At 62.2% G+C, this 25,947-nt stretch carries 30 protein-coding genes; 14 read left to right on the top strand and 16 right to left on the bottom strand.

From position 1 onward, the window contains the following. The first annotated feature begins 134 nt into the window (after positions 1–134). Complete coding sequence (locus ABIE20_RS13730; protein WP_429505546.1) at positions 135–1,031, top strand: response regulator; 897 nt, start codon at positions 135–137, stop codon at positions 1,029–1,031. A gap of 244 nt (positions 1,032–1,275) precedes the next feature. After that, a complete protein-coding gene (locus ABIE20_RS13725) occupies positions 1,276–2,172 on the top strand; it encodes a peptidoglycan DD-metalloendopeptidase family protein (RefSeq protein ID WP_429505545.1) in 897 nt (298 codons plus the stop codon). Positions 2,173–2,178: 6 nt separating this feature from the next. Here ABIE20_RS13725 and ABIE20_RS13720 read toward each other — a convergent pair whose 3' ends face one another. From ABIE20_RS13720 to phoB, 3 genes are all read right to left on the bottom strand, one after another. After that, on the bottom strand, positions 2,179–3,519 hold the full coding sequence (locus ABIE20_RS13720; RefSeq protein WP_045199523.1) for a hemolysin family protein: 1,341 nt from the start codon (positions 3,517–3,519) through the stop codon (positions 2,179–2,181). A gap of 113 nt (positions 3,520–3,632) precedes the next feature. Beyond that, complete coding sequence (phoR, locus tag ABIE20_RS13715) at positions 3,633–4,907, bottom strand: phosphate regulon sensor histidine kinase PhoR (protein ID WP_429505685.1); 1,275 nt, start codon at positions 4,905–4,907, stop codon at positions 3,633–3,635. 144 nt (positions 4,908–5,051) lie between these two features. Continuing rightward, positions 5,052–5,741 (bottom strand): phosphate regulon transcriptional regulator PhoB, encoded by a 690-nt coding sequence (phoB, locus tag ABIE20_RS13710; protein ID WP_010225936.1) that lies wholly within the window; start codon positions 5,739–5,741, stop codon positions 5,052–5,054. Positions 5,742–5,887: 146 nt separating this feature from the next. On the opposite strand from phoB, the gene ABIE20_RS13705 reads away from it, so the two are divergent. Then, the gene (locus ABIE20_RS13705) at positions 5,888–6,262 is read left to right on the top strand and encodes a COG4315 family predicted lipoprotein (RefSeq protein WP_258608647.1); all 375 of its coding nucleotides are present in this window, start codon (positions 5,888–5,890) and stop codon (positions 6,260–6,262) included. A gap of 60 nt (positions 6,263–6,322) precedes the next feature. Here ABIE20_RS13705 and ubiA read toward each other — a convergent pair whose 3' ends face one another. After that, positions 6,323–7,210, bottom strand: a complete 888-nt coding sequence (ubiA, locus tag ABIE20_RS13700; protein ID WP_429505544.1) for a 4-hydroxybenzoate octaprenyltransferase — start codon at positions 7,208–7,210, stop codon at positions 6,323–6,325. Continuing rightward, on the bottom strand, positions 7,210–7,773 hold the full coding sequence (locus tag ABIE20_RS13695; protein ID WP_429505543.1) for a chorismate lyase: 564 nt from the start codon (positions 7,771–7,773) through the stop codon (positions 7,210–7,212). The genes ubiA and ABIE20_RS13695 overlap by 1 nt, the downstream gene beginning before the upstream one ends. A 167-nt stretch (positions 7,774–7,940) precedes the next feature. Between ABIE20_RS13695 and ABIE20_RS13690 the strand changes: the two genes are divergently transcribed. The 10 genes from ABIE20_RS13690 to ABIE20_RS13645 all read left to right on the top strand — a co-directional run bounded on the left by ABIE20_RS13690 (position 7,941) and on the right by ABIE20_RS13645 (position 13,264). Continuing rightward, on the top strand, positions 7,941–8,108 hold the full coding sequence (locus ABIE20_RS13690) for a rubredoxin (RefSeq protein ID WP_030138222.1): 168 nt from the start codon (positions 7,941–7,943) through the stop codon (positions 8,106–8,108). 34 nt (positions 8,109–8,142) lie between these two features. Beyond that, complete coding sequence (locus tag ABIE20_RS13685) at positions 8,143–9,291, top strand: NAD(P)/FAD-dependent oxidoreductase (RefSeq protein WP_429505542.1); 1,149 nt, start codon at positions 8,143–8,145, stop codon at positions 9,289–9,291. Positions 9,292–9,479: 188 nt separating this feature from the next. Further along, positions 9,480–9,755, top strand: coding sequence for an HU family DNA-binding protein (locus ABIE20_RS13680; RefSeq protein ID WP_003213368.1), 276 nt, complete (start codon positions 9,480–9,482; stop codon positions 9,753–9,755). Positions 9,756–9,936: 181 nt separating this feature from the next. Further along, the gene (locus tag ABIE20_RS13675; protein ID WP_429505541.1) at positions 9,937–10,155 is read left to right on the top strand and encodes a hypothetical protein; all 219 of its coding nucleotides are present in this window, start codon (positions 9,937–9,939) and stop codon (positions 10,153–10,155) included. Beyond that, positions 10,152–10,484, top strand: coding sequence for a hypothetical protein (locus tag ABIE20_RS13670; protein ID WP_429505540.1), 333 nt, complete (start codon positions 10,152–10,154; stop codon positions 10,482–10,484). The genes ABIE20_RS13675 and ABIE20_RS13670 overlap by 4 nt, the downstream gene beginning before the upstream one ends. Then, complete coding sequence (locus tag ABIE20_RS13665; RefSeq protein ID WP_429505539.1) at positions 10,481–10,861, top strand: hypothetical protein; 381 nt, start codon at positions 10,481–10,483, stop codon at positions 10,859–10,861. The genes ABIE20_RS13670 and ABIE20_RS13665 overlap by 4 nt, the downstream gene beginning before the upstream one ends. Continuing rightward, complete coding sequence (locus tag ABIE20_RS13660; protein ID WP_429505538.1) at positions 10,858–11,388, top strand: hypothetical protein; 531 nt, start codon at positions 10,858–10,860, stop codon at positions 11,386–11,388. Before ABIE20_RS13665 ends, ABIE20_RS13660 begins: the two co-directional genes overlap by 4 nt. Continuing rightward, positions 11,385–12,392 (top strand): hypothetical protein, encoded by a 1,008-nt coding sequence (locus ABIE20_RS13655; protein ID WP_429505537.1) that lies wholly within the window; start codon positions 11,385–11,387, stop codon positions 12,390–12,392. Before ABIE20_RS13660 ends, ABIE20_RS13655 begins: the two co-directional genes overlap by 4 nt. A gap of 41 nt (positions 12,393–12,433) precedes the next feature. Then, on the top strand, positions 12,434–12,772 hold the full coding sequence (locus ABIE20_RS13650) for a hypothetical protein (protein ID WP_429505536.1): 339 nt from the start codon (positions 12,434–12,436) through the stop codon (positions 12,770–12,772). Between the two features lie 117 nt (positions 12,773–12,889). Further along, the gene (locus ABIE20_RS13645; RefSeq protein WP_045199547.1) at positions 12,890–13,264 is read left to right on the top strand and encodes a helicase; all 375 of its coding nucleotides are present in this window, start codon (positions 12,890–12,892) and stop codon (positions 13,262–13,264) included. A 22-nt stretch (positions 13,265–13,286) separates the two neighbouring features. Here the strand turns inward: ABIE20_RS13645 and ABIE20_RS13640 are convergent, their stop codons facing one another. From ABIE20_RS13640 to exbB, 6 genes are all read right to left on the bottom strand, one after another. Further along, positions 13,287–14,687, bottom strand: coding sequence for an aminoacyl-tRNA deacylase and HDOD domain-containing protein (locus ABIE20_RS13640; RefSeq protein WP_429505535.1), 1,401 nt, complete (start codon positions 14,685–14,687; stop codon positions 13,287–13,289). 78 nt (positions 14,688–14,765) lie between these two features. Beyond that, on the bottom strand, positions 14,766–16,841 hold the full coding sequence (gene recG, locus ABIE20_RS13635) for an ATP-dependent DNA helicase RecG (RefSeq protein WP_429505534.1): 2,076 nt from the start codon (positions 16,839–16,841) through the stop codon (positions 14,766–14,768). A gap of 9 nt (positions 16,842–16,850) precedes the next feature. After that, positions 16,851–17,771 (bottom strand): LysR substrate-binding domain-containing protein, encoded by a 921-nt coding sequence (locus ABIE20_RS13630; RefSeq protein ID WP_429505533.1) that lies wholly within the window; start codon positions 17,769–17,771, stop codon positions 16,851–16,853. 93 nt (positions 17,772–17,864) lie between these two features. Continuing rightward, on the bottom strand, positions 17,865–18,602 hold the full coding sequence (locus ABIE20_RS13625; protein WP_429505532.1) for an energy transducer TonB: 738 nt from the start codon (positions 18,600–18,602) through the stop codon (positions 17,865–17,867). Beyond that, positions 18,599–19,024, bottom strand: coding sequence for a TonB system transport protein ExbD (gene exbD, locus ABIE20_RS13620; RefSeq protein ID WP_045199557.1), 426 nt, complete (start codon positions 19,022–19,024; stop codon positions 18,599–18,601). Before exbD ends, ABIE20_RS13625 begins: the two co-directional genes overlap by 4 nt. Before the next feature lie 3 nt (positions 19,025–19,027). Next, entirely contained in the window at positions 19,028–20,014 is a 987-nt protein-coding gene (gene exbB / locus ABIE20_RS13615; RefSeq protein WP_429505531.1) for a tonB-system energizer ExbB, read from the bottom strand. 195 nt (positions 20,015–20,209) lie between these two features. On the opposite strand from exbB, the gene ABIE20_RS13610 reads away from it, so the two are divergent. Then, on the top strand, positions 20,210–21,067 hold the full coding sequence (locus ABIE20_RS13610; protein WP_429505530.1) for an SDR family oxidoreductase: 858 nt from the start codon (positions 20,210–20,212) through the stop codon (positions 21,065–21,067). A 3-nt stretch (positions 21,068–21,070) separates the two neighbouring features. Here the strand turns inward: ABIE20_RS13610 and ABIE20_RS13605 are convergent, their stop codons facing one another. The 5 genes from ABIE20_RS13605 to ABIE20_RS13585 all read right to left on the bottom strand — a co-directional run bounded on the left by ABIE20_RS13605 (position 21,071) and on the right by ABIE20_RS13585 (position 25,751). Then, positions 21,071–21,808 (bottom strand): hypothetical protein, encoded by a 738-nt coding sequence (locus tag ABIE20_RS13605; RefSeq protein ID WP_429505529.1) that lies wholly within the window; start codon positions 21,806–21,808, stop codon positions 21,071–21,073. 61 nt (positions 21,809–21,869) lie between these two features. Next, on the bottom strand, positions 21,870–22,250 hold the full coding sequence (locus tag ABIE20_RS13600) for a RidA family protein (RefSeq protein ID WP_003229509.1): 381 nt from the start codon (positions 22,248–22,250) through the stop codon (positions 21,870–21,872). 23 nt (positions 22,251–22,273) lie between these two features. Next, complete coding sequence (gene spoT / locus ABIE20_RS13595; protein WP_045199568.1) at positions 22,274–24,382, bottom strand: bifunctional GTP diphosphokinase/guanosine-3',5'-bis pyrophosphate 3'-pyrophosphohydrolase; 2,109 nt, start codon at positions 24,380–24,382, stop codon at positions 22,274–22,276. Positions 24,383–24,442: 60 nt separating this feature from the next. Then, positions 24,443–24,712: a DNA-directed RNA polymerase subunit omega gene (gene rpoZ / locus ABIE20_RS13590; protein ID WP_115084664.1), complete on the bottom strand. Its 270-nt coding sequence runs from the start codon at positions 24,710–24,712 to the stop codon at positions 24,443–24,445. A gap of 160 nt (positions 24,713–24,872) precedes the next feature. Beyond that, entirely contained in the window at positions 24,873–25,751 is an 879-nt protein-coding gene (locus ABIE20_RS13585) for a LysR family transcriptional regulator (RefSeq protein WP_429505528.1), read from the bottom strand. Between the last annotated feature and the right edge of the window lie 196 nt (positions 25,752–25,947).

Genomic DNA, 25,947 nt, shown 5'->3' with positions numbered 1-25,947 from the left:
GCCCGGCCCTGGCCGGGCGTTTTCGTTTGCGGGTGAGGCAGCCGCGAACGAAACAACGAGTCCCGGCGTGACCCAATGTTTGGCAAATGGCCATCAGTCAGCGTTATGCTAGTCGGGATTCAATAGGAGTGGCGATGAGTAAAGTCAGTGTGTTGGTTGTGGATGATGCGCCGTTCATTCGCGACCTGGTCAAGAAGTGCCTGCGTAACTACTTCCCCGGTATCGTCATCGAAGATGCGGTCAATGGCCGCAAGGCCCAGACATTGCTGAGCCGCGAGGCTTTCGACCTGGTTCTGTGCGACTGGGAAATGCCGGAAATGTCCGGCCTTGAGCTGCTGACCTGGTGCCGTCAGCAAGAGTCGATGAAGACCCTGCCGTTCATCATGGTCACCAGCCGTGGCGACAAGGAGAACGTGGTCCAGGCGATTCAGGCCGGGGTCTCGGACTTTGTCGGCAAGCCGTTCACCAACGAGCAACTGCTGACCAAGGTGAAAAAAGCCCTGACCAAGGTCGGCAAGCTCGACACCTTGCTGGCCAGTGCGCCGACCCGCGCTACATCGGCCTTCGCCAACGACTCGTTGAGTGCCCTGACCGGCGGTCGTGCCGAAACGGTCAAGCCTGCGCCAGCGGCTGCCCCGGTGGCGGCAGCCAAACCACTGGTGAGCGCTCCCAAGCCTGCAGCTGCAGCGCCGGCCGGCCGTGGCCAGGGCCAACTGCGCCTGCCAAGCGGTGTTCAGCCATGCGTTATCAAGGCCTTGAGCCTCAAGGAAGCGCTGCTGGTGGTGCGCCGTGGCGAAACCCTGCCACAGGTGCTGGAAGGCGCGGTGCTCGACCTGGAGCAAGGTGAGAACGCCGAGATCGCCCGCCTCAACGGCTACCTGCATGCGGTTGCCGCGCTGGAGCCGAAACCCGACAGTGACTGGTTGCAACTGACCTTCAAGTTCGTTGACCAGGATGCGCAGAAGCTCGACTACCTGTCGCGCCTGATCGCCCGCGGCTCGGCGCAGAAGCACTTCGTGCCAGGGGCCTGATGGCCCTGTGGGAGCGGGCCTTACCCCGCGATCGAGCGCGCAGCGGTCGCAATCCAGACAACACCTGATGTATTGACTGGGCTGGCCTCTTCGCGGGGCAAGCCGGCTCCTACAGGAGCCGGCCTTGCCGGCGATCAATGCACCGTTCGTCTCCTAGCACACCCCTGAAACACTCTCGCCATACCCCCGCCAAAATCCGCTGCTAGGCTTCGACAGACCACTAACTGTCAAAAAGCCACTACTCATGCCTGCACGCACGCTGCTGTTCTGCGCCTTGCTCATGGCCTGCGGCCCTGTGCTGGCCATGACCCTCTACAAAAGTACCGACGCTTATGGCGTGGTGTCCTATTCCGATCGGCCGATTCCCGGCAGCCGGGCGTTTGTTTTTGGCGACCGGATGGTCGAACAGCTGGAAACCCAGGTGCAGTTGCAGGCCAACCGGTTTGCCGGTGGGGTACGCTTCAGTGCGCGCAATGACACTTACGCGCCGGTTGAGGTGGAGCTGCGCCTGGAGCGCCTGGGCAATGTCCAGGGTGGCGCGTCGCGGCTGATACGGCGTGTGATACCGGCGCGCAGCACGGTTCCGCTGACGTTGCTCAGTGCACGCCAGCCCGGTAAACCGGTGAGCTACAAGAGCAAGTTCGACTTTGCCCTGGGCAACCCGGGCAAGCGTCAACAGGCGTTCCGTTACCCATTGCCCTGGCGCGGCGGGCCCTTTCGCCTGACCCAGGGCCCCAATGGTCGCTACAGCCATTTCGGGCCCAAGGGCCGCTATGCCATGGACATCGCCATGCCCGAGGGCACGCCGATCATCGCTGCAAGAGCAGGAGTGGTGATCAAGACCGAAAACAGCCAGAGCGGCCGTGGTAGCCATCCTTCTGGCAACTTTGTGCGGATCCTTCACGAAGACGGCACCATGGGCGTGTACCTGCACCTGATGCGCGGCTCGGTGGTGGTCAGGGAAGGGCAGCGGGTGGTGTACGGCACGCCGCTGGCCAAATCCGGCAATACCGGCAACAGCAGCGGCCCGCACTTGCACTTTGTGGTGCAGCGCAACGTCGGGCTGGCGCTGGAGTCGATTCCCTACCAGTTCAACCAGCCCGTCGGCGGGTTGCCGAACTTTACCGCCGGCAACCCCTGAGGCAGCTCAATCGAGCTTGAGCACCTTGGCCAGGACGATCTTCGGCCCTTTCATCTTCTTGATGATGATGCGCAGGCCTTCGACCTCCAGCAGCTCTTCCTCTTCCGGCACCCGCTTGAGGGTCTCGTAGACCAGGCCGGCGAGGGTTTCTGCCTCGATGTGGTCCAGGTCTACGCCAAGCAGCCGTTCGACCTTGAACAGCGGGGTGTCGCCGCGCACCAGCAGCTTGCCCGGCTGGTAGGCGAGGATGCCGCGCTCGGCCTTGCGGTGTTCGTCCTGGATGTCGCCAACCAGCACTTCCAGCACGTCTTCCATGGTGAGGTAGCCGATGACCTTGCCGTCGGCTTCCTCAACCAGCGCAAAGTGCGCGCCGCCCTTGCGGAACTGCTCGAGCAGGTGCGCCAGCGGCATGTGCCGCGACACGCGCTCCAGCGGCCGGGTCAGCTCAGCCAGGTTGAACGACTCGGGGATATGGTCGAGGTCGGCCAGCTCCAGCAACAGGTCCTTGATGTGCAGCAGGCCGATGAATTCGCCGCGCTCGGCATCGAGTACCGGGTAGCGGCTGAACTTGTGCCGACGGAACATCGCGAGGATTTCCTTGAGCGGCGCGTTGGCATCGAGGCAGACCATGTCTTCGCGCGAGTTAGCCCAGTCGACCACCTCCAGCTCGCCCATTTCGACCGCCGAGGCGAGTACGCGCATGCCCTGGTCACTAGGGTCCTGGCCACGGCTGGAGTGCAGGATCAGCTTGAGCTCTTCACGGCTGTAATGGTGCTCGTGGTGCGGCCCGGGCTCGCCCTGGCCAGCGATTCGCAGAATGGCGTTGGCGCTGGCGTTGAGCAGGTAGATGGCCGGGTACATCAGCCAGTAGAACAGATACAGCGGCACCGCCGTCCACAGCGACAGCAGTTCGGGCTTACGGATAGCCCAGGACTTGGGCGCCAGCTCACCGACGACGATGTGCAGGTAGGAGATGACGAAGAAGGCGCTGAAGAACGAGATGCCCTTGATGACTTCCGGCGATTCAACGCCGACAGCGGCCAGCAATGGTTCGAGCAAGTGCGCAAAGGCCGGCTCACCCACCCAGCCCAGGCCCAGCGAGGCCAGGGTGATGCCCAGTTGGCAAGCGGACAGGTAGGCGTCCAGCTGGCTGTGTACGGTGCGCAGGATCTGCCCGCGCCAGCCATGCTGCTCGGCAATCGACTCGACCCGGGTCGAGCGTAATTTGACCATGGCGAACTCGGCGGCAACGAAGAAGCCGTTGAGCAGAACCAGCAGCAGAGCAAAAAGAATCATGCCGAAATCGGCGAAAAGTGCAGCGAGGTTGAAACCAGGGGAAGGGTCCATGATGGAGTTTTACGGGGTCCGTCTTTTAAGAAAGGGAGTACAGCAATGCCAGCATGAGCTGGCGCGAGTCAGCCAATGTAGCGGCTGACTGCGCAAATTTAAAGGGCGGCGGCTCAGGAGACCTGGTGCGAGGCCATCTGCACTGGGGCGAAATGGCAGGTAAAGGTGCTGCCGTGGCCTGGCACGCTGCTGATTTCCAGGCGCGCGCGATGGCGCAGCAGCACGTGCTTGACGATCGCCAGGCCCAGGCCGGTGCCACCGGTATTGGAGGCGCGGCTGGAGTCGACGCGGTAGAAGCGTTCGGTCAGGCGTGGCAGGTGCTTGGGGTCGATGCCGATGCCCGAGTCCTGCACGCTCAGGTGTGCGCCTTGCTCGTCGGCCCACCAGCGGATGCGGATCTGGCCTTCGTCCTGGGTGTACTTGACCGCATTGAACACCAGGTTGGAGAAGGCGCTGCGCAGCTCCGCCTCACTACCCTTAAGGCGAATGCCCGGCTGCGCCTCCAGGCTGATGCGCTGGTTGCGCTGCCCGGACAATGCCTGGGCATCGCCCTTGATCGATTGCAGCAGGGTGTCGACGGCCACTGGCTGGTTGTCCGAGGGGTAATCGGTGGCTTCCAGCTTGGCCAGCAACAGCAGGTCGTTGAGCAGCGTTTGCATGCGTCCGCCTTGCTGCTGCATCTGCTGCAGGGCGCGCACCCAGCGCGGGTTCACTTCTTCGACGTTGTCGAGCAGGGTTTCCAGGTAACCGGCAATCACCGTCAGCGGCGTGCGCAGCTCGTGGGAGACGTTGGCGACGAAGTCCTTGCGCATCTGTTCCAGCTGGTGGATGCGGGTGACATCGCGCACCAGCATGAGGTGCTCGTTGTTGCCATAGCGGGTGATGTGCAGTTGCACGCGCATGCGGTCATTGATCGGCGAGGGGATTTCCAGCGGTTCGAGGTAGTTCTCCTGCTCGAAGTACTCTTTGAAGCGCGGGTGACGGACCAGGTTGGTCACCGGCTGGCCGCTGTCCTGCGGGGTCTTGAGGCCCAGCAAGGTTTCTGCAGCGCGGTTCCACCACTCCAGGTTGCCATCGCTGTCGAGCATGATCACCGCGTCCTTGAGCGCGGCGGTGGACTCCTGCACCCGGTCGATCACTGCCTGCAGGCGGCCACGCACGCGTTGGTCGCGGCGTTGCAGGTGATAGATGCTGTCGAACACCTCGCCCCACAGGCCATAGCCATCGGGCGGTGCTTCATCGGGTTTGTGCAGGCGCAGCCATTCATGCAGGCGCAGCAGTTGCTTGAGGGTCCAGCCCAGGTAGATCGCCAGGCCCAGGGCCAGGCTCCAGCCATAGTAGCCGCTGATCAGACCGGCCAGCAGGCAGACGGTGATCAGCAACAGCATGTGGCGAATCAGGGTGCCATGCCAGTTCTGGTTCAATTGGGATCCTTAGCGGATCAGCTGCACGTTGCAAGCTACAAGCTGCAAGGTTGAAGCGGATCTGCGTGTGCTTTTGCTCTTTCTTGCAGCTTGGGGCTTGCAGCTTTCTCAACTTTTAGTTGAGAACCGGTAACCGGTACCGCGGACGGTTTGTACCAGATTTTCGTAGGCATCACCCAGTGCCTTGCGCAGGCGGCGTATGTGCACGTCGACGGTGCGCTCCTCGACATAGACGTTGCCGCCCCAGACCTGATCGAGCAACTGGCCGCGAGTGTAGGCACGCTCCTGGTGGGTCATGAAGAACTGCAGCAGGCGGTATTCGGTCGGGCCCATTTCGGCGGGCTTGCCGTCGATGGTCACCCGGTGGCTGATAGGGTCCAGCAGCAGGCCACCGACTTCGATTGGCGCTTCGCCATCGCTCGGGCCGGCACGGCGCAGCACGGCCTTGAGCCGGGCCACCAGCTCGCGCGGCGAGAAGGGTTTGGTGATGTAGTCATCGGCGCCGACTTCCAGGCCCTGGATCTTGTTGTCTTCCTCACCCTTGGCGGTGAGCATGATGATCGGGATGTCGCCGGTCAGCTCGTCGCGCTTGAGGCGGCGAGCCAGCTCGATGCCGGAGGTGCCCGGGAGCATCCAGTCGAGCAGGATCAGGTCCGGCTTGCGATCGACGATGATGGCGTGGGCCTGCTGGGAGTTTTCGGCTTCCAGGCAGTCATAGCCGGCCATTTCCAATGCAACGGCGATCATCTCGCGAATTGGCGCTTCGTCGTCAACGATCAGAATGTTTCTGCCAACCATGCTTAAACCTCTTCCATTAAAGGTGTCTTGGCCCGCATTAGATAACGGAATTATTGCAGTCGTGTGACAGCTCGTGGGCCATAGCAGCAACATTCTGTTACTGGACTAGGCTTAAATTCCCTCTCCCGAGAATTACGGTGAATCCAATGACACGACATACGCTGAACTGGATGGGTCTATTCGCTGCAGTAGCCCTGGCGCTGCCGGGAGTGGCCTCGGCTCATCATGCCATGGAGAAGGACGGCATGTGGGTCGACCATAACAGTATGACCTTGTACACCTTTGACAAGGACGCTGGTGGCAAATCCATGTGTAACGGTGATTGTGCCAAGAACTGGCCGCCGTTGATGGTCAAGGATGGCGAGAAAGCCGAAGGCAAGTGGACACAGATCAAGCGCGATGACGGCAGCATGCAGTGGGCCTATGACGGCAAGCCGCTGTACACCTTCGTCAAGGATCAGAAGGCGGGGGACACTGTGGGCGACGGTATGAAGGACGTCTGGCACGTTGCCAAACCGTAGTGGCTTTTTCGCGGGGCAAGCCCGCTCCTACAGGTAGGAGCGGGCTTGCCCCGCGATGAATCAGAAGCTGTAATCCAGCACGATGCCGATAAAGATCAGCAGCCCGGCCCAATGGTTATGCAAGAAGGCCTTGAAGCACGATTCGCGGTCGAGCTTGCGCGTCGTCCAGAACTCCCAGGCAAAGCACAGCAGCGCCGCCACCAGCCCCAGGTGGAACCAGTTGCCCAGCTCGAAGCGGTTGCCAGCCAGCAGCAGGCAACCCAGCGACAACACCTGCAAAGTCAGGATGATCACCCGATCGGCTTCACCGAACAGGATGGCAGTGGATTTGACCCCGATCTTCAGGTCGTCATCACGGTCGACCATCGCGTAGTACGTGTCATAACCCACGGTCCACAGCAGGTTGGCGATATACAGCAGCCAGGCAATGGCCGGCAGCTCGCCGGTGGCGGCGGTGAAGGCCATGGGGATGCCCCAGGAATAGGCCGCCCCCAGCACCACCTGCGGGTAGTAGGTGTAGCGCTTCATGAACGGGTAGCAGGCCGCCAGCGCCACCGCGCCGAACGACAGCCACACGGTGGTAGCGTTGGTGCACAGCACCAGCAAGAAGCTCACCCCGACCAGCACCGCAAACAGGGTCAGTGCCTCGCGAGCGCTGATTCGCCCGGCGGCCAGCGGTCGGTCGGCGGTGCGTTTGACGTGGCCATCGACCTTGCGGTCGGCAAAATCATTGATGGCGCAACCGGCGGCGCGCATCAGTACCACGCCGAGGGTGAAAATCAGCACGTTGGCCAGGGTCGGAGCGCCCTTGGCGGCAATCCACACCGCCGAAAGGGTGGGCCACAGCAACAGGTAGATACCGATCGGGCGGTCCATCCGGCTCAGCTGGATGAAGTCCCAGGCCCGTGGGTGCAGGCGATTGAACGACTTGAGCAACTGCAGGTACATCAGCGGGTCTCCGAAGCGGTTTCGGCTGCAGCCCACAGTGTAGGCAAGAACACCTCGGCCACCAGTACGCTCAAGGCGCCGCGATCGAAGCGCGAGCGGCGTCCCCACAAGCCTTCATGGCTCTGCTCCGGCGGCAGCCAGGCTTGCGGATAGTGGCAGACCTCGATGGGCCGGCGGACAAAAGCCTTTTCGCAGAACAACAGCTCGCCCAGAGAGCGGCTGCCCAGGGCTTCCATGTCCAGGCCGCCACTTTCCAGCGAGCTGCGCGCGGCCACGCTACGGGCAAACACCCAGGGCTGGCCGTGACCGCGCAAATACACTTCGCGCACCCAGCCTTCGCTGCCAACAGGCAGGTCCAGGGCTTGGCATTCGTCTTCGCGCAGGCGCTGCCAACCCTCGCAAAGGGGTGTCACGGAAAACTGATCGGCAGATAATTGAATCAGGCGGCGGGTCAGGGAGCCCTGGTCGTACAACCAGTCGAGGGTTGCGGGCGATGTGCTGTCTGCCACGTCAGGGTGCTGCAGCCAGAGTGCAGCGGGCGCTTGCAATGTTTCGTACGGCACGGCGGTATCGAATAACAGGCCAGAGAGACGCCGAGCTTAGCATGATTGCCCGATCCGGCTTGCATGCTGGCACCTGGCTCCAGTACAAAGCCTTTCTTTGATGGTCGCCACTGTAATCTTCATGAGAGCGGCCACTCCAATGCCTGAGTCTTTTGAGGAAGTGCGTTATGAAAAAGTGGCAATGCATCGTCTGTGGCCTGATCTACAACGAAGCTGACGGTTGGCCGGACGACGGCATCGCTCCAGGCACCAGGTGGGAAGACGTACCCGAAGACTGGCTGTGCCCGGACTGCGGTGTCGGCAAGATGGATTTCGAGATGATCGAAATCAACTGATCACATTTCAATCAGATTTCAAGGAAGGCAGCGCATGACGGCTCCAGTGGTGATTGTCGGTACAGGTCTGGCGGGTTACAACCTGGCTCGCGAGTTTCGCAAGCTCGACGGCGATACGCCGTTGTTGCTGATTACCGCCGACGACGGCCGTTCCTACTCCAAGCCGATGCTTTCCACCGGTTTCGCCAAGAACAAGGATGCCGACGGCCTGAGCATGGCCGAGCCGGGCGCCATGGCCGATCAGCTCAAGGCCGAAGTGCGCACCCACACCCGCATCAGCGGCATCGACCCGGGCCACAAGCGTCTGTGGATCGGTGAAGAGCAGGTGCCTTATCGCGACCTGATCCTGGCTTGGGGCGCCGAAACCGTGCGGGTGCCGGTCGAAGGCGACGCTTGCGAGCTGATCTTCCCGATCAACGACCTCGAAGACTACGCCCGTTTCCGTGTTGCAGCGGCTGGCAAGCAGCGGGTGTTGATTCTCGGTGCCGGGCTGATCGGCTGTGAATTCGCCAACGATATGAGCCTGGGGGGTTATCAGGTAGAGCTGGTGGCGCCGTGCGAGCAGGTCATGCCGACCTTGCTCCACCCGATGGCGGCAGCGGCCGTGCAAGCAGGCCTGGAAGGGCTGGGCGTGCGTTTCCACCTGGGCCCGGTACTGACCCGCCTGCAGCGGCTGGGGCAGGAACTTGAGGCGCATTTGTCCGACGGCAGCGTGATCGCTTGTGACCTGGTGGTGTCGGCGGTCGGCCTGCGACCTCGCATCGATCTGGCCTCGGCAGCCGGTTTGCAGGTCAACCGCGGCGTAGTGGTTGATCGCCAGCTACGTACTTCTCACGCCAATATCTTCGCTCTGGGCGACTGCGCCGAAGTTGATGGTCTCAATCTGCTGTACGTGATGCCCTTGATGAGTTGCGCCCGCGCGCTGGCACAAACCCTGGCCGGGAACCCGACAGCAGTGGCCTATGGGCCGATGCCGGTCACGGTTAAAACTCCGGCTTGCCCGTTGGTGGTGTCGCCTGTGCCCCATGGCCGCGAAGGCCAGTGGAGCGTTGAAGGGCAGGGCGCCGACCTCAAGGTGCTCTGCCATGACGCGGACGGTCAGCTGCTGGGCTACGCCCTGACCGGTACCGCGGTCATGGAGAAACTGGCTCTAAATCGGCAACTTCCGGCGCTAATGGCGTAAATAACCGGCGTTCTGTCGGATTTCCCCTGCCATTGTCCCAACAATGGCCGCCCAGAGACTGGCGCGACCCCTGAGGGCATGCCATTCTCACTCCCGTCTGCCGCAGTTTAGAGCCTGCGGTGCCTTGGGCGCTGTTCTTCAAGAGCAGCACGGCATAACAACAAAAAAACCGTCAAAGAGGCTTCACTATGCGTAAACCAGAACTCGCCGCCGCCATTGCGGAAAAGGCTGATCTCACCAAAGAGCAAGCCAACCGCGTGCTCAACGCCGTGCTCGAAGAAATCACTGGCGCCCTGCATCGCAAGGACAGCGTGACCCTGGTCGGCTTCGGTACTTTCCTGCAGCGTCACCGCGGTGCCCGCACGGGTAAAAACCCGCAAACCGGCGAGCCGGTCAAGATCAAGGCCAGCAACACCGTTGCTTTCAAACCAGGCAAATCCCTGAAGGACAGCGTCAATCCGTGATGCCTCGCACAGATCGATTGCAGTGAAAAACGGGCACCGCACAAGGTGCCCGTTTTTTATTGCCGTCGCCCTGGCATCTGGCTAGCATACGCGGCCGCCGTCGCAAGGACGGGGATGTGTCCAGGGAGGGCCGTGATGAAGATCGAAGGATTCGCAGTAACCGCTAGCGTAGGCCAACGCCATGTATGACGGCCTGACCTTGCCCAACTACCTGGCGGGCGTCGCCGACAGCGATCTGTTCGGCAGCCTGGCCTTCGTCTGTCTGATCCTGATACTCACCGGCCTGCACCGGCGCTGGCGTGACCAGCTCTGGCATCGCCTGCTGACATTCATTTGCCTGACTACCGTGGTGGTCATGGAACTGGTGGGTTCCTACTATGCGAACCTGCCGCCGGCATGAGCAAAGGCAGGTGGTTCGCCCTGGCGTTGCTGATACTCCTGCTGCTGCCAGGCGTTACCACGCCGTTGTACTCGAACGCGCTGCTGCTGTGGATGGAGCCTGAAAACTTCATCCCCGCCGAATCCTCAATGCTGACCTTCGAGCCCTACCAGATTTCCCAGGGCTCCTCGTCGTACTGGCTGTACGGTCAGGACAAGCACAACTACTACCACTTCACCTACGAAGCTGCGCACCCCTATCGCTATATCGCCCGCGACAACAATTGCCCGGGCTTCGACAGGAACGATGTTCGTAGCTGGTGTCAGGCCTTGCAAGGAAACACCCGATGATCAAACGCTGGATGATCGCCCTGGTCGTGCATGCGCTGGCTTGCTTCCTGTTCCTGGTGTTCAACGACATCGGGGTTCATTACTACAAGCAGATCTACGGTGGTTTCACCGCCCGGGGCGTGGCGTCGGGCGCCATTTTCTGGCTGGTTTTCGACGTGATGGTGATCTTCAGCGTGGTGATCATTCTGGTGCCGCGGCTCAAGCACAAACTCATGATCAATGGCGCGTTGGTGGCGTTGATCATCTACTGGCTGATGCCGGATCACCCGGTGCGTACGATGTTTTTCAGCCCCCTGGCCGGAGGCCTGACTTTCCTGGCGATAATGGTTGCCCACTGGTTGGGCCGGCTGAAGGTATTCAAAAAGGAACAGTCTTGAAACGTAGGCACTATTTTGTCCTGGCGCTGGTTGGGGCATTGGTACTTTGGGTGGGACACAACATCCAGGTACTGATCGACCGGCCAGGCGAAGTCAGGGTGGTCAGTGAATCAGGCCGTTATCTTATGGAAAACGTGCCGGTTGGTGGCTGGCTGGTGCCTTTCGATGACCTGGCCTACCTGCGTTTCATTGACCGCAGCAATCAAAAGCAGGTTTTCCGTACGCCGCTGTTCTCCCAGACCCCCTTGGATATGCGCGACTACGAAGACGACGGCACTGTCGGCATCGTCTGGATCAGCTTGTTCAAGGCCGATGGTCATATCGAGATCGCCATGCCCAACTGGGAACCCCATTGGCTCAACTACTTCATCAGCAATACGCCCTATGAAGTAGCCAACGAGCAGGCCGATTGCCGCAAGCCGGAAAACGCCCTGCGCTTCATCCGGGATGTGCTGAGTTACTGGCTGGGCTTCAGTGAGTACTGGTGTACCCCCACTCAACAACTGATCGATAGAGGCAAACCATGAAGGGCTTTGCGACGAACTTGCGGCAGTGGCTCTGCTCGTTTCTGCTGCTGGCCGGGGCGACAACCTGTGCTGCCGCCCCGGCGGACATGCCGGACTGCACCAACAACGACTTCGCTGCCTTCTTCGCGGCTTTTGCCCAGAGCGAGGCGCTGCAGCAGGCGCTGGTGGCCGACCCGCTGATCGAACAGCGGATCTACCCTGGGCGCAAGCAACCGCGTGTGGCGATTCGCAAGCTGACCCCGGAGCAGCGCCCGTCGCTGGCCTTGCTGCAGCCGGCCAAACGCGCCGAAAGGGGCCTGGTAGTCGAACAGGAGGGCACACGGCAAATGGTGCTGCGCGACAGCAAGGGTGAACTGCTCAAGGTCTACACCTTTACCCGCGGCCAGTGCTGGGTGTTGAGCCGGATCGACGACTGGTCCCTGGAAGGCTTCTTCAGCGGGCGTAAGGAGAAGGTCGCCGGCGAGCTGGATGTCGAGCGCGCCAGGCTCTATGAGGGCCTGGGCAGGGCAGGGCTCTACGACAACCCAGGGCAACTGATGAACGCCGCCCTCAACAGCCTGCTCAGTGCCGCTGCCAAGGGCAACAACGATGCTGCAGTACAGGCGGTCATCCTGATTTTTTCAGGGGATGCCGAACGGCTGCCGGACTCGACCATCGTTCAGCTCCTGGAGGCTGCGATGGTCACTGAACGGGACGCCGGGGCCATGCTGGCGCACTTCGTTTGCTACGGCGAAGAGTATGCCGAGGACCGGGTCTGCCAGAACCCGGGCAAAGCGCTTCAGGCCTTGCAGCAATCGGCGAAGCTGGAGTCGCCGCGGGGGCTGGTGGATCTTGGCTTTGCTTACGAGGCAGGCAAGCTTGGCCAGCAGGACAATGACCGCGCCATGGCTTGCTACCAGCAAGCGGCACTGGAGGCCAGCGGTTACCGCGACAGCGCCGTGGACGGTATCAAGCGCCTGAGCGACAAGGGCGTGGTCGAAGACGAGACACAGAAATGCTTGTAACTCGCCCTTACCGCCTGGCAATCGCCCTGGTTGTGCACCTGTTGGCCATTGTCACTTACCTGTGGCTGCACAACACTGGCATGACAATGTACCGGCAGATGGCCGGCGGGCTGATGTCGCGCGGCGTCGCGATCGGCATGGGCATGTATTTGATTTTCTACTTCGTGGTGCTGATGAACCTGGTGATAGCGCTGGTGCCGCGGCTCAAGTGGCGGTTGCTGCTGGCGGCGGCCATTCCTGCCGCGATCTTGCTCTACCTGTTGCCACAGCATCCGTTGCGCGCATTGTTTTGCAGCGTGCTGGGGTTGTCTACAGCACTGGCGGCTATCGGCGCGAACCAGTTGATTCTGTACGCATTGAGCAGGTTCAGGCGTCAGTGAATAACCCGGTTACAAGGCCAACGGCGGCTATCATCGGGCAAAGCGCAGAGAACTATGGTGTTTTTGTAGCGAGACTATAAACTGCTTCGCCAGTCACTTTTTAGCCGAGGCGTGCACATGAAGTTTCGCTTTCTCCTTTGGGCCATGGGCCTGCTGATGGCCAAGGCCAGTCGCAACAACCCTGCCTTCCAGCAGCAACTGGCCGACAAGGACCTGGTGTTCCAGCTGCAGACCCTCGATGGCAAGGCAGCGCGCCACTTCATCGTCAAGGACCTGCGTATCAGCAGCAAATCCGGCACTCACCCTGCGCCGGCCTTTGCCATTGCCTTCAAGGATGCCGCTTTCGGTTTTGCCACCCTGCAGGCCAAGAACAAGCAACTGGCCTTCATGCAGGGAATTCAGGACAAGAGCATCCAGATCAAGGGCAACCCGGCGCTGGTGATCTGGTTCCAGGGCCTGATGAAGTACCTGAAACCGAAAAAGAAGGCCTGACCAGCAAGGTCAGGCTCTCGCCTCAGTGCTGGCTGAACTGCGACGCCAGCTCACGCAGCATGGCTTCGGCTTCCAGCACCTTGTTGACCACATCCTCGGCTTTTTCGCGGGTCAGGTTCAGACGCTCGAGCAGCTCGTCGGGGATGCTTTCCTGCGGCCCCGAGCCGATCCCGCGTGAGCGCAACAAACGCACCGCCAGGCACACCAGGTTGGGGAAGGCTGCACAGTCGCCGGCATAGGTCGGGTCGTGCTGGAAGCGCAGGGCGGTGGACAGCTCATCCGGCATGTCCCAGTAGCGCATCAGCCAGGCGCCGATCTGCTCGCGGCTGATGCCCAGCAGGTGTTGCTCGACATAGCTGTGGCACAGGTGCGGGTTGACCTCCAGGTGCCGGCAGATCAGCGAGAAATGCGGCGGGAACACATGCGCCAGCAGCAGGTAACCGAAGTTGTGCAGCAGCCCGGCCAGGTAGGTCAGGCCCGATTCCGGGCGCTCGGCTCGCGGCATGGCCCGGGTCAGGCCTTCGATCACCGCAGCGGTGTAGATCGATTGCTGCCAGTACGGCGTGGTCTGTTGCGGGTGGTCCTTGGGCAGGCTCAGGGTTTTGCCCAGCGCCAGGCCCAGGGCCAGGTTGATCACCAGGTCAAATCCCAGCACGCGAACGATGGCGTCTTCCACCGAGCGGATCTTGCCCGGTGAGGCGTAGTAGGGCGAAGCCGCCCAGCTGACCACTTGCGCAGCGAGGGCCGGGTCGGTTTCGACCACGCCGGTGATATCGTCGATGGTAGCGTTGGGGTCGACCCGTAGCTTGATGATCTTTTGCGCGGTTTCCGCCAGGGGCGGGATCTCGATGGTGCTTTCCAGGCGTTGCTGGATGCGCCGGGCCGTGAATGCCTGGACGGCCTGGGAAATTTCTTCGCGGTCGTCGTGGGGGCGGTCGAGGTTGGGGCGGATGCTGGTCAGCAGTTCGCCGAAGTTGCCGGCGCTGGCTTTGCTGAGCATCTTCTTGAAGTCGTCGCGTTCGATCTCCAGCAACAACCCGGCTTCACCGGAATGAATCAGCAGGCGCTCGGGGCGCAGCAGGCTTTCTTCGTAAAGGCACGGTGAACTGGTCAGCGCCGGAATCCCCGGGAGGATCTTCAGGCCGTGCTTTTCCAGCATGTGGCGCAGGCGCTCCAGCGGTACGGCAGCCAGCTTGCGGCCGGTCAGCTCGGTCAGGCGGCTGAGGTCGAGCAACTGGTTTTGCGGGAACAGCACCATCAACGCGCCGACTTCGTCGTCCAGCAGTACGGCCTGCACTTTGGCGGCGGTCGGCAGCTGCGGATGGTCGGTCACTTCGCGGTAGGCGATGCCGAGCTTGTCGAGCAGCAACCGGATAACAGACGGAGCGTGGGGGGTTGCGGTGTCCAAAGCAACTTCAGTCATGGTCTGTATCCAAAAATTTTTCAATCGCATGAGTATAACCAGCTTGAACCCCGGGCTGGCCGCAATCTGGGACGGGCGTCACACTTGGCCATATTGCTGGCCGTGGCGCAGCCATCGTTCCAGCAAGGGGCTGACATGTGACGGCCAGCGGGCCAGCAGGGCCTGGGCGGCGTCGCGTACGGCGGGCAGCAGGTCGGCGTCGCGAATCAGGTCGGCGACCTTGAACTGCAGCAGGCCGGTCTGGCGGGTGCCGAGCATTTCACCAGGGCCACGCAGCTCCAGGTCTTTCTCGGCGATGATGAAGCCGTCGTTGGTTTCGCGCATGATTCCCAGGCGTTCGCGCCCGATCTGCGACAGCGGCGGGTGATACAACAGCACGCAGTGGCTCACCGCACTGCCCCGGCCAACCCGGCCGCGCAACTGGTGCAACTGCGCCAGGCCCAGGCGCTCGGGGTTCTCGATGATCATCAGGCTGGCATTGGGCACGTCGACACCGACCTCGATCACCGTGGTCGCCACCAGCAGTTGCAGGTTGCCCTGCTTGAATTCGGCCATCACCGCGGCTTTTTCCGCAGGCTTCATGCGCCCGTGAATCAAGCCGACACGCAACTCGCCCAAGGCGCTGCTGAGTTCCTCGAAAGTGGTTTCGGCGGCCTGGCAGGTGAGTTCTTCGGATTCTTCGATCAGGGTGCAGACCCAGTAGGTCTGGCGCCCTTCGGCGCAGGCCGCGCGCACCCGCTCGACCACTTCGAAGCGCCGGCTGTCGGTAACCAGTACGGTGTTGACCGGGGTGCGCCCTGGCGGCAGTTCGTCGAGGATCGAGGTGTCCAGGTCGGCGTAGGCGCTCATCGCCAGGGTACGCGGGATTGGCGTGGCGGTCATGATCAGCTGGTGCGGGCAGAGTTGGCCGCCCACGCCTTTCTGGCGCAGGGCCAGGCGCTGCTGCACGCCGAAGCGGTGTTGTTCGTCGATGATCGCCAGGGCCAGATTCTTGAATTTCACCTCTTCCTGGAACAAGGCATGGGTGCCGACCACCATCGGTGCGCCGGCGGCGATCTGTTCCAGGGCGCTAGCGCGCGCCTTGCCCTTGAGCTTGCCGGCCAGCCAGGCGACTTCGATGCCCAGTGGCTCCAGCCAGCGCTTGAAGGTAATGAAGTGCTGCTCGGCGAGGATCTCGGTGGGTGCCATCAGCGCTACCTGGTAACCGGCTTCCAGCGCCTGCAGGGCGGCGAGGGCGGCGACCACGGTCTTGCCTGCGCCAACATCGCCCTGGACCAGGCGCAGCATCGGCTCCGGCTGGCTGAGGTCATAGGCGATCTCGTTGCCCACGCGCTGCTGCGCGCCGGTCGGCGCAAAGCCGAGGTTGGCCAGGTACTGTTGGGGCAACCGGCTGGCCTTGGGCAACACCGGCGCACGCTGGGCGCGCAGGCTTTCGCGCAGGCGCTGCTGTGACAGCTGGTGGGTCAGCAGTTCTTCGAATGCCAGGCGGTGTTGGGCCCAATGGTGCCCTTCTGCTAACTCATCGACGTCGGCATCGGCCGGCGGGTGGTGCAGGTAGCGGATCGCATCGTCCAGCGGCGCCAATTGGTAATCCCGGGCCAGTTCTTCCGGCAGCCAGTCTGGCAGGCTGCGCGGGCCGAGCAGTGCCAGGCTCTGCTGGCACAGCTGACGCAGGCGTTGTTGGGTCAGGCCCTCGGTGGTCGGGTAGATCGGGGTCAGGGTCTGTTCCACCGGCGCTGGCTCATCGCCGGTCAGCGCGCGGTATTCGGGGTGATAGATCTCCAGGCCCGAAGCGCCGGGGCGGGCTTCACCGTAGCAGCGCAGGTGGGTGCCACGCTTGAGGCCTTCCTTCTGCGCGTTGCTGAAGTGGTAGAAGCGCAGGCTCAGCACGCCGCTGCCGTCGCCAAGGCGCACCAGCAGGCTGCGGCGCTTGCCCATGACCACGTCGGTGCCACTGACCACGCCTTCGATTACCGCATCCTGGCCCGGGCGCAGGGCGCCGATGGGCACTACGCGGGTGCGGTCCTGATAGCGCAGCGGCAAGTGGAACAGCACGTCCTGGAGGTTCTCCAGGCCGACCTTGGCGAGCTTCTCGGCCATGGCCTCGCCGACCCCCTTGAGCGCGGTCACCGAGACCTGGGACAACTCCGGCATGGTGCTTTCCTACTGGCTCGCGGCGGGTTTGGCGACCGAGCACAGGCGGATCGAGTCAGCGAGGATCTCGATCGCCTTGGGCCGCGGGAAGCTGGCGCGCCAGGCAATGGCCACGGTGCGAAACGGCGCCGGTGGGCTCAGTGGGCGCACTTCGATCACGCCCGGGGCGTAGTGATGGCTGTGCACTGCGGACAGCGGCAGAATAGACACGCCCAGGCCCGAAGCGACCATGTGGCGAATGGTTTCCAGCGAGCTGGACTCGACCGTGGTGTGCTTGGCGCCGTCGCTGCCTTTGGCCAGGGTCGGGCACGCCTCGAGCACCTGGTCACGGAAGCAGTGGCCTTCGCCGAGCAGTAACAGGCTCTTGTCGTTGAGCAGGCTGGCGTCGATGGTTTCCTTTCGGGTCCATGGATGCTCGCTGGGCATCAAAACGTAGAACGGTTCGTCGTACAGCGGCAGGGTCAGCACGTCGGCTTCATTGAACGGCAGGGCAATGATCACCGCGTCCAGTTCACCATTGCGCAGCTTGTCGCGCAGGATATGGGTGAAGTTCTCTTCGATGTACAACGGCATCTGCGGGGCGACCCGGTGCAGTTGCGGGATCAAGTGCGGGAACAGGTAGGGGCCGACGGTGTAGATCGCGCCGACTTTCAGCGGGGCGGTCAGCTGGTTCTTGCCGGCCTGGGCCAGTTCGCGGATGCCCTGGGCCTGCTCAAGCACCTTTTGCGCCTGGGCAACGATGCCTTCGCCGACCGGGGTCAGGCGCACTGCGCTTTTGCTGCGCTCGAAGATCAGTACACCCAGCTCGTCCTCAAGCTTCTTGACGCCGACCGACAGGGTCGGCTGGCTGACGTGGCAGCGCTCGGCGGCATGGCCGAAGTGCTGCTCCTGGGCGAGGGTGACGATGTAGCGCAATTCTGTGAGGGTCATAACGTGCGTCCATGAAGTTGCGGCCCCAGCATAGCGGCTGCAATCGATAGACGCACGTTATCAGACTTGCTCGTTTGTGACAGAAACAAAGCGTTAGCGTTTGTCCAGCGAGTAGACGAAAGGCGCGATCACTTCAATGCTGCCGTTGTTGAGCAATTCCTTGGGCGGTGGTGGCACCGGTTGCGCGCGACGGATCATCTCCAGGGTCGCTCGATCCAGTGCCGCACTGCCCGATCCGCCAGCCAGGGCGTAGGAGAGGATCTTGCCCTCGCCATCGACCACGAAGCGCAGGCGGTTGATGCCTTCCATGCGCATGCGCCGGGCGTTTTCCGGATAGCGCTTGTACTTCGCCAGGTGACGCAGCAGGTCGCTCTGCCAGGTAGGCAGGGCATTGCTGTTGGTGGCGATGCTCGGCGCCGGGGCAGCCGATTTTTGCGCAGGTGCGGTAGTAGGCGGCGTATCGACAACTTCCTCGTCGGCCGGTTTCTCCTGCGGCGGCTCAGGCTTTTTCTCGGGCTTGGGCGGCTGCGGTTTGGCCTTTGGCTTGACCGGCTTGGCAATGGCGATTTTCGGTTTCGGCGCCTCGGCCAGTTTCGGCAGCGGCGGTTCTTCGACCGGCGCTGGCGGCTGTGGCGGGGTAACCACCTTGGGTGGAGGTGGCGGTGCCGGTTCGGGCATCGGTGCCATTTCGATCATCATCGCCGCAGGCGGCAATTCGATCGCTTGGGGCACCGACCAATTGAGCGTCAGCAGCACGGCAACGGCATGGATACCCAGCACAATTGCCAGACTACTGCTGTAACGCGCCAGCTTATGCCGCGTCTTGATCATTTCTTGGCTGCCGTCTCAAGGCCGACCAGACCGACTTTCAGGTAACCGGCCGCGCGCAGCGTGTTCATGACTTCCATCAGATCGCCGTAATCCACGCCTTTATCGGCCTGGAAGAAGATCGTGGTGTCCTTGTCGCCCTTGGTCTTGGCGTCGAGAATTGCCCCGAGCTGGTCACGTTGGACCTGCTCGTCGCCGACGTACAGGTTCTGGTCAGCCTTGACGCTGAGGAACACCGGCTTCTCGGGCCGCGGCGCAGGTTTTGCGGTCGAGGCTGGCAGGTCGACCTTGATGTCGACGGTTGCCAGCGGCGCTGCCACCATGAAGATGATCAGCAGGACCAACATGACGTCGATGAACGGCGTGACGTTGATTTCGTGGTTTTCGGCGAGGTCGTCGCCACCTTCGTTAAGATGCAGGCCCATGGCTTAGCCCACTTTAACCATGTGAGGTGCAGCGGCGCGATCGCCTGGCTGGTGGTCCAGGTCGCGGCTGACCAGCAGCAGTACTTCGGCCGAGGCATCGGATACCTGCGCCTTGTAGCCGGCAATGGAGCGGGCAAAGACGTTGTAGATGACCACTGCCGGGATTGCTGCAACCAGGCCCAGGGCGGTGGCCAGCAGGGCTTCGGCGATACCCGGGGCAACCACGGCGAGGTTGGTGGTCTGGGTTTTGGCGATGCCGATGAAGCTGTTCATGATGCCCCACACAGTACCGAACAGACCGACGAACGGCGCGGTGGAGCCGATGGTGGCGAGCACGCCGGTGCCGCTGCTCATGTTGCGGCCGCTGGCAGCTACCAGGCGCTCAAGGCGGAAGCTCACGCGCTCCTTGATGCCTTCTTTCTCGCGGGTATTGGCCGACAGGCGCATTTCATCCAGGGCATCGTGGACCAGGATGTGGGCCAGGGTGCCTTCTTTATTTGCGCTGTCGCTGGCTTCCTTGAGAGTGGTGGCACGCTTGAGGGCGGCGATTTCGCCACGCAGGCGACGCTTGGCGCCCATCAGCTCGAAGCCTTTGGCGATCCAGATGGTCCAGGTGATGATCGAGGCGATAGCCAGGCCGATCATGACGATCTTCACCACGATGTCGGCGTTCTTGTACATGCCCCATGGCGACAGGTCGTGGGCCATGCCCAGGCTGGTATCTTCGACCAGTGCTTCAACGCTTTCGTCAGCCGGGTTGGCTGCCTGGCCATCAGTCGGCGCAACAGCGGGCGCGGCGGCTGGATCGGTCGGCGCGGCAGATTGTTCGGCACCTGGCGCGGCCGGGGCCACGGCGGCTGGAGTGGTGGGAGCAGTGGTCGGCTCATCGGCCAGGGCGGCGGGTGCCATCACCAGGCTGAACATCAGCGCGGCGATGGCGCGCCATGCGCGCGACGTGGTTGGCGAAGCGGAAGGTTGAATACGTGTCATGCTGGCCTGACCTGATGAAGAAGAAAGAGGTGGTTGTCCTTCCAGGCCTCGAGACAGGCCGAGAACAAAATTGGGTGGCCATTATTGCAAGTAATTCTTGTTAGCAGAAGTAATAAAGTTACTTTTTTTCCACTATAGCTAGCCGCCTATCGATTTATTTGGATAGGCTGGGCCTTTGATTTGCGGAGTTTCAGGATGTCTGCGCGCTCAGTTCTGATCGTCGGTTGTGGCGATGTCGGTGGCCGTCTGGCCAAGCAATTGCTGGCCTCGGGTTGGCCGGTGAGCGGCCTGCGCCGCAGTGTTGGCCAGTTGCCAGAAGGGGTGAAGGCTATCGCTGCCGACTTGAATGATCCGCGCTGCCCGGCAGACTGGCCGGTTGACGCTCCGGATTACCTGGTTTACAGCGTTGCCGCGAGCCAGCATGACGAAGCCGGTTATCAGGCTGCGTATGTCGAAGGCCTGCGCAATGTGCTGAGCTGGCTGGCCGAGCGCAACCAGAAGCCGCGTCGCCTGTTGTTCGTTTCGAGCAGCAGCGTGTATGCGCAGAAAGACGGGGAGTGGATTGACGAAACTGCTGCTGTGGAGCCTGAAGGCTATTCGGGCAGGGTCATGCTCGAAGCCGAGCGACTGGCCCTGGCCAGCGGCATTGCCACGACCATCGTGCGCCTTACGGGCATCTACGGCCCGGGGCGCGAATGGCTGCTCAGCCAAGTCCGCCAGGGCTATCGGGTGACTGAAGAGCCACCGCTGTACGGCAACCGCATTCACGCCGAAGACGCAGCCGGGCTGCTGGCCTTTTTGCTCAAGGCCGACCAGCAGGGCAAGGCAGTAGAAGATTGCTACATAGGTGTCGATGACGCGCCAGCGCCACTGTTTGACGTGGTTGCCTGGCTGCGCGAGTACATGGGCGTTACCCAGTGGTCGGAGCAGGAGCGGGTGCGCCGTACCGGCAGCAAGCGTTGCAGCAATGCCCGGGCCCGGGCACTGGGCTGGGCGCCACAGTACCCGAGCTACAAGGAAGGCTATGCGGCCATCCTTGCCGGTAGCAATTAATCTCTACTGACGCTCAAGCAGCCAACGACGAGGGCCAGGTTGCAGATCTGGCATCTCGTCGGCCTGGGCCTTATTGACGGCCTGGAAGATTTCCAGCTGCTTGCCGTCACGCTTGAACATCCACGGGTTGCCCTGCTGGTTGCGTTCCAGCCACAGGCTGTCGAACTCGCCGCTCATGGCGGCGCAATCGCCAGCCAGGCACAGGGCGTAGCGATCCAGGCCGGGCAGGCCGTCGAGGCTGCCGTTGGCGCGAAAATGCGCAATGCCCCCTTGGCCCGGCCCTTCGACAATCTTCCAGTCGCCACCCATGTAAGCCTTGTACAGCTCGGTTTCAAAGGTGGTGCCAGCTGGCGCATCAATGGGGGCTGGGGTTTCGGCGCGCTGGAAGCTCTGCTGCGGGTTGGCGTCACTGGCCGCTTGAACCAGTTCGTCGCCGTCCAGGCTCAGCGTCTCTGCATAGTTGCCGTAGAAATCGACTTCCCACTGGTCATCTTTGAGCGCCTTGAGCTTGCCGTCGCCCGCTTCAAAACCATTGCTGAAGGTGGCCTGGCTGGCGGCAACGTTGACCTTCCACTCAAGGTTCGGGCCGTTGGCGAGAAGTGCCTGGCGCAGGTTGGAGCCTTTGGCGGCAGCGTCGATGGCGTTCTGATTGATCCAGGTACCGTTGAGGTCTTCCGGGCTGTGACTGGCGCAGCCGCTCAACAGGGTGGCGAGCAGCGACAGGGCGAGCGCGTAGCGCATGGCGGGGGTCCTTGCAGGGGCGGGGGATGAGGGCGCACCGGGCGGCGCGCCCTCGGGGGTGTTACTCGATGACCAGGATGGCATCCATTTCAACCTGCGAACCCTTAGGCAGGGCAGCAACGCCGATGGCGGCACGCGCCGGGTACGGCTGGTCGAAGTACTTGCCCATGATCTCGTTGACCTTGGCGAAGTGGCTGAGGTCGGTGAGGAAGATGTTCAGCTTGACGATGTCCTTGAACGAACCGCCAGCGGCTTCAGCAACGGCCTTGAGGTTTTCGAAGACCTGGACGGTCTGGGCTTCGAAGCCTTCGACCAGTTCCATGGTTTTCGGGTCCAGCGGGATCTGCCCGGACATGTACACCGTGTTGCCGGCCTTGATCGCCTGGGAGTAGGTGCCGATGGCGGCTGGGGCCTTGTCACTGGTGATGACGGTCTTGGTCATGATGACTCCTTGCTGTTATTGGGTTACGCACGCATGCGGGTGATTCGGATCACTCCGGTCAGGGCGCGCAGTTTCTTGATCACGCGTGCCAGGTGCACACGGTCGTGCACGCTGACCACCAGTTGGACCACGCTGATGCGACCATCGCGTTCATCCATGCTGATTTTCTCGATATTGCCGTCGGCGGCGTTGACGCTGCTGGCCAGCAGGGCAATCAGGCCACGCTGGTGTTCCAGCTCGACGCGCAGCTCGACGTTGAATTCGCCGGTGACATCCTTGGCCCAGGACAGCTGGATGCACTTTTCCGGGTTGTGGCGGATTTCGCTGATGTTGCGGCAGTTTTCCAGGTGCACCACCATGCCTTTGCCCGCCGACAGGTGACCGACAATCGGGTCGCCCGGGATTGGCGTGCAGCATTTGGCGTAGCTCAATACCAGGCCTTCGGTGCCGCGAATCGCCAGTGGGCCTTCCGGGCTTGGCAGTTGTTCGCCTTCGGTGGACAGCAGGCGTCGGGCCACTACATAGGCCATGCGGTTGCCCAGGCCAATATCTTCGAGCAGGTCCTCGATCAGCTCCAGGCGGTATTCGCCGAGCATGGCCTGGATGCGCTCCTGGGGGATCTTGTCCAGGGCGCTGTCGAAGCCGTTGAGCACCTTGTTCAGCAGGCGTTCGCCGAGGCTGATGGACTCCGAGCGGCGCTGCAGCTTGAGTGCATGGCGGATGTGCGTGCGGGCCTTGCCGGTCACCACGAAGTTGAGCCAGGCCGGGTTCGGTCGTGCGCCCGGGGCGCTGACGATCTCGACCGTCGAGCCGCTTTGCAGCGGTTCGGACAGCGGCGCCAGGCGGCGGTTGATACGGCAGGCAATGCAGCTGTTGCCGACGTCGGTGTGCACCGCGTAGGCGAAGTCGACCGCCGTGGAGCCTTTGGGCAGCTCCATGATCCGGCCCTTGGGCGTGAACACGTAGACCTCGTCCGGGAACAGGTCGATCTTCACGCTCTCGATGAATTCGAGGGAGTTGCCCGCGCGTTGCTGCATTTCCAGCACGCCTTTGACCCACTGGCGCGCCCGCGCATGAGTGCCCTTGGGCTGTTCGTCGTCACTGGACTTGTATAGCCAGTGGGCGGCGATGCCGTTGTTGGCCATCTCTTCCATTTCGCGGGTGCGGATCTGGATCTCGATGGGTACCCCGTGCATGCCGAACAGCGTGGTGTGCAGCGACTGGTAGCCGTTGGCCTTGGGGATCGCGATGTAATCCTTGAAGCGCCCCGGCAGCGGTTTGTACAGGTTGTGCACGGCGCCCAGCACGCGATAGCAGGTATCGACCTTGTCGACGATGATGCGGAACGCGTAGACGTCCATGATCTCGTTGAAGGCCCGGCGTTTGCCGCGCATCTTCTTGTAGATACCATAGAGGTGCTTCTGCCGGCCGCTGACTTCGCCTTCGATGCCGTCGACCGCCAGGCAGTGGGCCAGCGATTCTTCGATCTTGTTGACGATTTCCTTGCGGTTGCCGCGGGCGCGCTTGACCGCCTGGTAGATGCGCGCCGAGCGCATCGGGTGCATGGCCTTGAAGCCGAGGTCTTCGAACTCTACGCGCACGCTGTGCATGCCCAGGCGGTTGGCGATGGGTGCGTAGATTTCCAGGGTCTCTTTGGCGATGCGCCGGCGTTTTTCGCCGGACAGCACTTCGAGGGTGCGCATGTTGTGCAGGCGGTCGGCCAGCTTGACCAGGATCACGCGGATGTCCCGGGCCATGGCCATGGCCATTTTCTGGAAGTTTTCCGCCTGGGCTTCGGCCTTGGTCTCGAAGTTCATCTGGGTCAGCTTGCTGACGCCGTCGACCAGTTCGGCCACGGTTTCGCCAAATTGCGAGCTGAGCGCTTCCTTGGCGATGCCGGTGTCTTCGATCACGTCATGGAGCATGGCTGCCATCAGGCTCTGATGGTCCATGTGCATGTCGGCAAGGATGCTTGCCACCGCCAGCGGATGCGTGACGTAGGCTTCGCCGCTGCGACGGCGCTGGCCGTCGTGGGCTTGTTCGGCGTAGAAATACGCCCGGCGCACCAGGTTGACCTGGTCGGCGCCGAGGTAGGTCGACAAGCGATCGGCGAGGGCGTCTATGCTCGGCATGGGATTACCTCTTGCCAAGGGACGGGGACCGGCGCCGTACTACGTCGACCAGGCATGGGCTTAGACCGCCTCGTTGGCCTCGTCACCCTCGCCGAACGCGAAGATTGGATCTTCTTGCGTGCGGATATCCTGTTCGGCCATGAACTCAGGGGTGCAGATGCCTTCGGCGATTTCGCGCAGGGCAACAACGGTAGGCTTGTCGTTTTCCCACGCCACTTTCGGCTCTTTGCCGCCGGTGGCCAGTTGACGGGCACGTTTGGTGGAGAGCATGACCAGCTCAAAACGGTTATCCACGTGTTCTAGGCAGTCTTCAACGGTTACGCGGGCCATGGTCTTCCTCAAGTAGCAAATGCGGTGTTCAGCCCGAATGGGCGAGCGGACTCGATAGTTTAAAAAATCACCAGCCTTTAGGGAAGCGCTGATTTCATTTCGAGCCCTTGATACCTCGACGATAACCATTTCAAGGGCTCTAGCACAACTGTCTTGTCTTTTACTGCCGACCGAGCGCATCACGCAGGCGCGGGGTCAATTCGTCGAACAGCGTCTGCACCGAACGCAAAGCCCGGCAATCGGGGCGGGTCAACAGCCAGACTTCGGTGTCGCAGCCGGGCAGGGCATCGCTCAACGATTCGACGCCGGGCAGGGTATGGGCCATATAGTCGGGCAGGGCCGCCACGCCCAGGCCGGCGGTTACCAGTTGGGCAATCGCCGAGATGCTGCTGCAACGGTAGCGCGGCATGACTCCGGGCAGGTGCTCACTGCGCCAGACCACGGTGGGGTGATCCTGCATGGTGTCGTCCGGGGCGATCCAGGGCAGTGTCGCCGGTGCGTCCTTGAGCTTGTCGCGAAACTCCTCGCGGCCGCATACCACATAGGACGCCGAACCCAGGCAGCGTCCGACCAGGTGCTCCGGCGGGGTGTTGGTCAGGCGCAAGGCCAGGTCGGCATCGCGCCGGCTGAGGTTGGCAAAGGTGTTGGAGGTCGCAAGCTCCAGCGACAGCGCCGGATACGCCGGCATGAACTCGGCCAGCGCCGGTAACAGCAGGCTGTGCAGTACGGCGTCGGTGCAAGTCAGGCGCACCGTGCCGCTGACCACCTGCTCGCCGAGTTCCAGGGCCACCCGCGCGGCATCCAGTGCCTGCTCGGCGCGCTCGGCCTGCTCGGCCAGGGCCTGGGCGGTGCCGGTGGGGATGTAGCCCTTGCGGCTTTTGACGAATAACGCGGTACCAAGGGCGGCTTCCATGCGCCGGATCGAACGAAAAACAGTCGATACATCGACCTTCAGCAGCTCGGCGGCCTTGGCCAAAGAGCGGCCGCGGACCAGTGCGAGCACCAGAGAAAGGTCGGCGTGGCTGATCTGATATTGCATGGATGCACTCTTTACTTGCCTAAATGCCAATGTCTGTTGCGTAGGGGCCATTCTATAGTGAGGCGGCAGTCGTGAATCAAGTCGCGACGTTGTCAGAAAAATCTGGGACGTCCGTGCGAAGCCACGACCTTCAGCTGTTCCCCACGATGGGACCACTTAAAAGAACAAATGAAACCATCGCCGCTCCCGATAGCGC

The organism is Pseudomonas sp. 2835 (assembly GCF_050435905.1).
Lineage (GTDB): Bacteria > Pseudomonadota > Gammaproteobacteria > Pseudomonadales > Pseudomonadaceae > Aquipseudomonas.
Note: the sequence above shows the minus strand (reverse complement) of the source record. Positions and strands in the feature narration are given on the sequence as shown.

Bases quoted from the DNA above. Each gene is read 5' to 3' on its own strand.
- ABIE20_RS13730 (WP_429505546.1), top strand. From the start codon at position 135: ATGAGTAAAGTCAGTGTGTTGGTTGTGGATGATGCGCCGTTCATTCGC.
- ABIE20_RS13725 (WP_429505545.1), top strand. From the start codon at position 1,276: ATGCCTGCACGCACGCTGCTGTTCTGCGCCTTGCTCATGGCCTGCGGC.
- ABIE20_RS13720 (WP_045199523.1), bottom strand. From the start codon at position 3,519: ATGGACCCTTCCCCTGGTTTCAACCTCGCTGCACTTTTCGCCGATTTC.
- phoR (WP_429505685.1), bottom strand. From the start codon at position 4,907: ATGCTGTTGCTGATCACCGTCTGCCTGCTGGCCGGTCTGATCAGCGGC.
- phoB (WP_010225936.1), bottom strand. From the start codon at position 5,741: ATGGTTGGCAGAAACATTCTGATCGTTGACGACGAAGCGCCAATTCGC.
- ABIE20_RS13705 (WP_258608647.1), top strand. From the start codon at position 5,888: ATGACACGACATACGCTGAACTGGATGGGTCTATTCGCTGCAGTAGCC.
- ubiA (WP_429505544.1), bottom strand. From the start codon at position 7,210: ATGTACCTGCAGTTGCTCAAGTCGTTCAATCGCCTGCACCCACGGGCC.
- ABIE20_RS13690 (WP_030138222.1), top strand. From the start codon at position 7,941: ATGAAAAAGTGGCAATGCATCGTCTGTGGCCTGATCTACAACGAAGCT.
- ABIE20_RS13685 (WP_429505542.1), top strand. From the start codon at position 8,143: ATGACGGCTCCAGTGGTGATTGTCGGTACAGGTCTGGCGGGTTACAAC.
- ABIE20_RS13680 (WP_003213368.1), top strand. From the start codon at position 9,480: ATGCGTAAACCAGAACTCGCCGCCGCCATTGCGGAAAAGGCTGATCTC.
- ABIE20_RS13675 (WP_429505541.1), top strand. From the start codon at position 9,937: ATGTATGACGGCCTGACCTTGCCCAACTACCTGGCGGGCGTCGCCGAC.
- ABIE20_RS13670 (WP_429505540.1), top strand. From the start codon at position 10,152: ATGAGCAAAGGCAGGTGGTTCGCCCTGGCGTTGCTGATACTCCTGCTG.
- ABIE20_RS13665 (WP_429505539.1), top strand. From the start codon at position 10,481: ATGATCAAACGCTGGATGATCGCCCTGGTCGTGCATGCGCTGGCTTGC.
- ABIE20_RS13655 (WP_429505537.1), top strand. From the start codon at position 11,385: ATGAAGGGCTTTGCGACGAACTTGCGGCAGTGGCTCTGCTCGTTTCTG.
- ABIE20_RS13645 (WP_045199547.1), top strand. From the start codon at position 12,890: ATGAAGTTTCGCTTTCTCCTTTGGGCCATGGGCCTGCTGATGGCCAAG.
- ABIE20_RS13640 (WP_429505535.1), bottom strand. From the start codon at position 14,687: ATGACTGAAGTTGCTTTGGACACCGCAACCCCCCACGCTCCGTCTGTT.
- recG (WP_429505534.1), bottom strand. From the start codon at position 16,841: ATGCCGGAGTTGTCCCAGGTCTCGGTGACCGCGCTCAAGGGGGTCGGC.
- ABIE20_RS13630 (WP_429505533.1), bottom strand. From the start codon at position 17,771: ATGACCCTCACAGAATTGCGCTACATCGTCACCCTCGCCCAGGAGCAG.
- ABIE20_RS13625 (WP_429505532.1), bottom strand. From the start codon at position 18,602: ATGATCAAGACGCGGCATAAGCTGGCGCGTTACAGCAGTAGTCTGGCA.
- exbD (WP_045199557.1), bottom strand. From the start codon at position 19,024: ATGGGCCTGCATCTTAACGAAGGTGGCGACGACCTCGCCGAAAACCAC.
- exbB (WP_429505531.1), bottom strand. From the start codon at position 20,014: ATGACACGTATTCAACCTTCCGCTTCGCCAACCACGTCGCGCGCATGG.
- ABIE20_RS13610 (WP_429505530.1), top strand. From the start codon at position 20,210: ATGTCTGCGCGCTCAGTTCTGATCGTCGGTTGTGGCGATGTCGGTGGC.
- ABIE20_RS13605 (WP_429505529.1), bottom strand. From the start codon at position 21,808: ATGCGCTACGCGCTCGCCCTGTCGCTGCTCGCCACCCTGTTGAGCGGC.
- ABIE20_RS13600 (WP_003229509.1), bottom strand. From the start codon at position 22,250: ATGACCAAGACCGTCATCACCAGTGACAAGGCCCCAGCCGCCATCGGC.
- spoT (WP_045199568.1), bottom strand. From the start codon at position 24,382: ATGCCGAGCATAGACGCCCTCGCCGATCGCTTGTCGACCTACCTCGGC.
- rpoZ (WP_115084664.1), bottom strand. From the start codon at position 24,712: ATGGCCCGCGTAACCGTTGAAGACTGCCTAGAACACGTGGATAACCGT.
- ABIE20_RS13585 (WP_429505528.1), bottom strand. From the start codon at position 25,751: ATGCAATATCAGATCAGCCACGCCGACCTTTCTCTGGTGCTCGCACTG.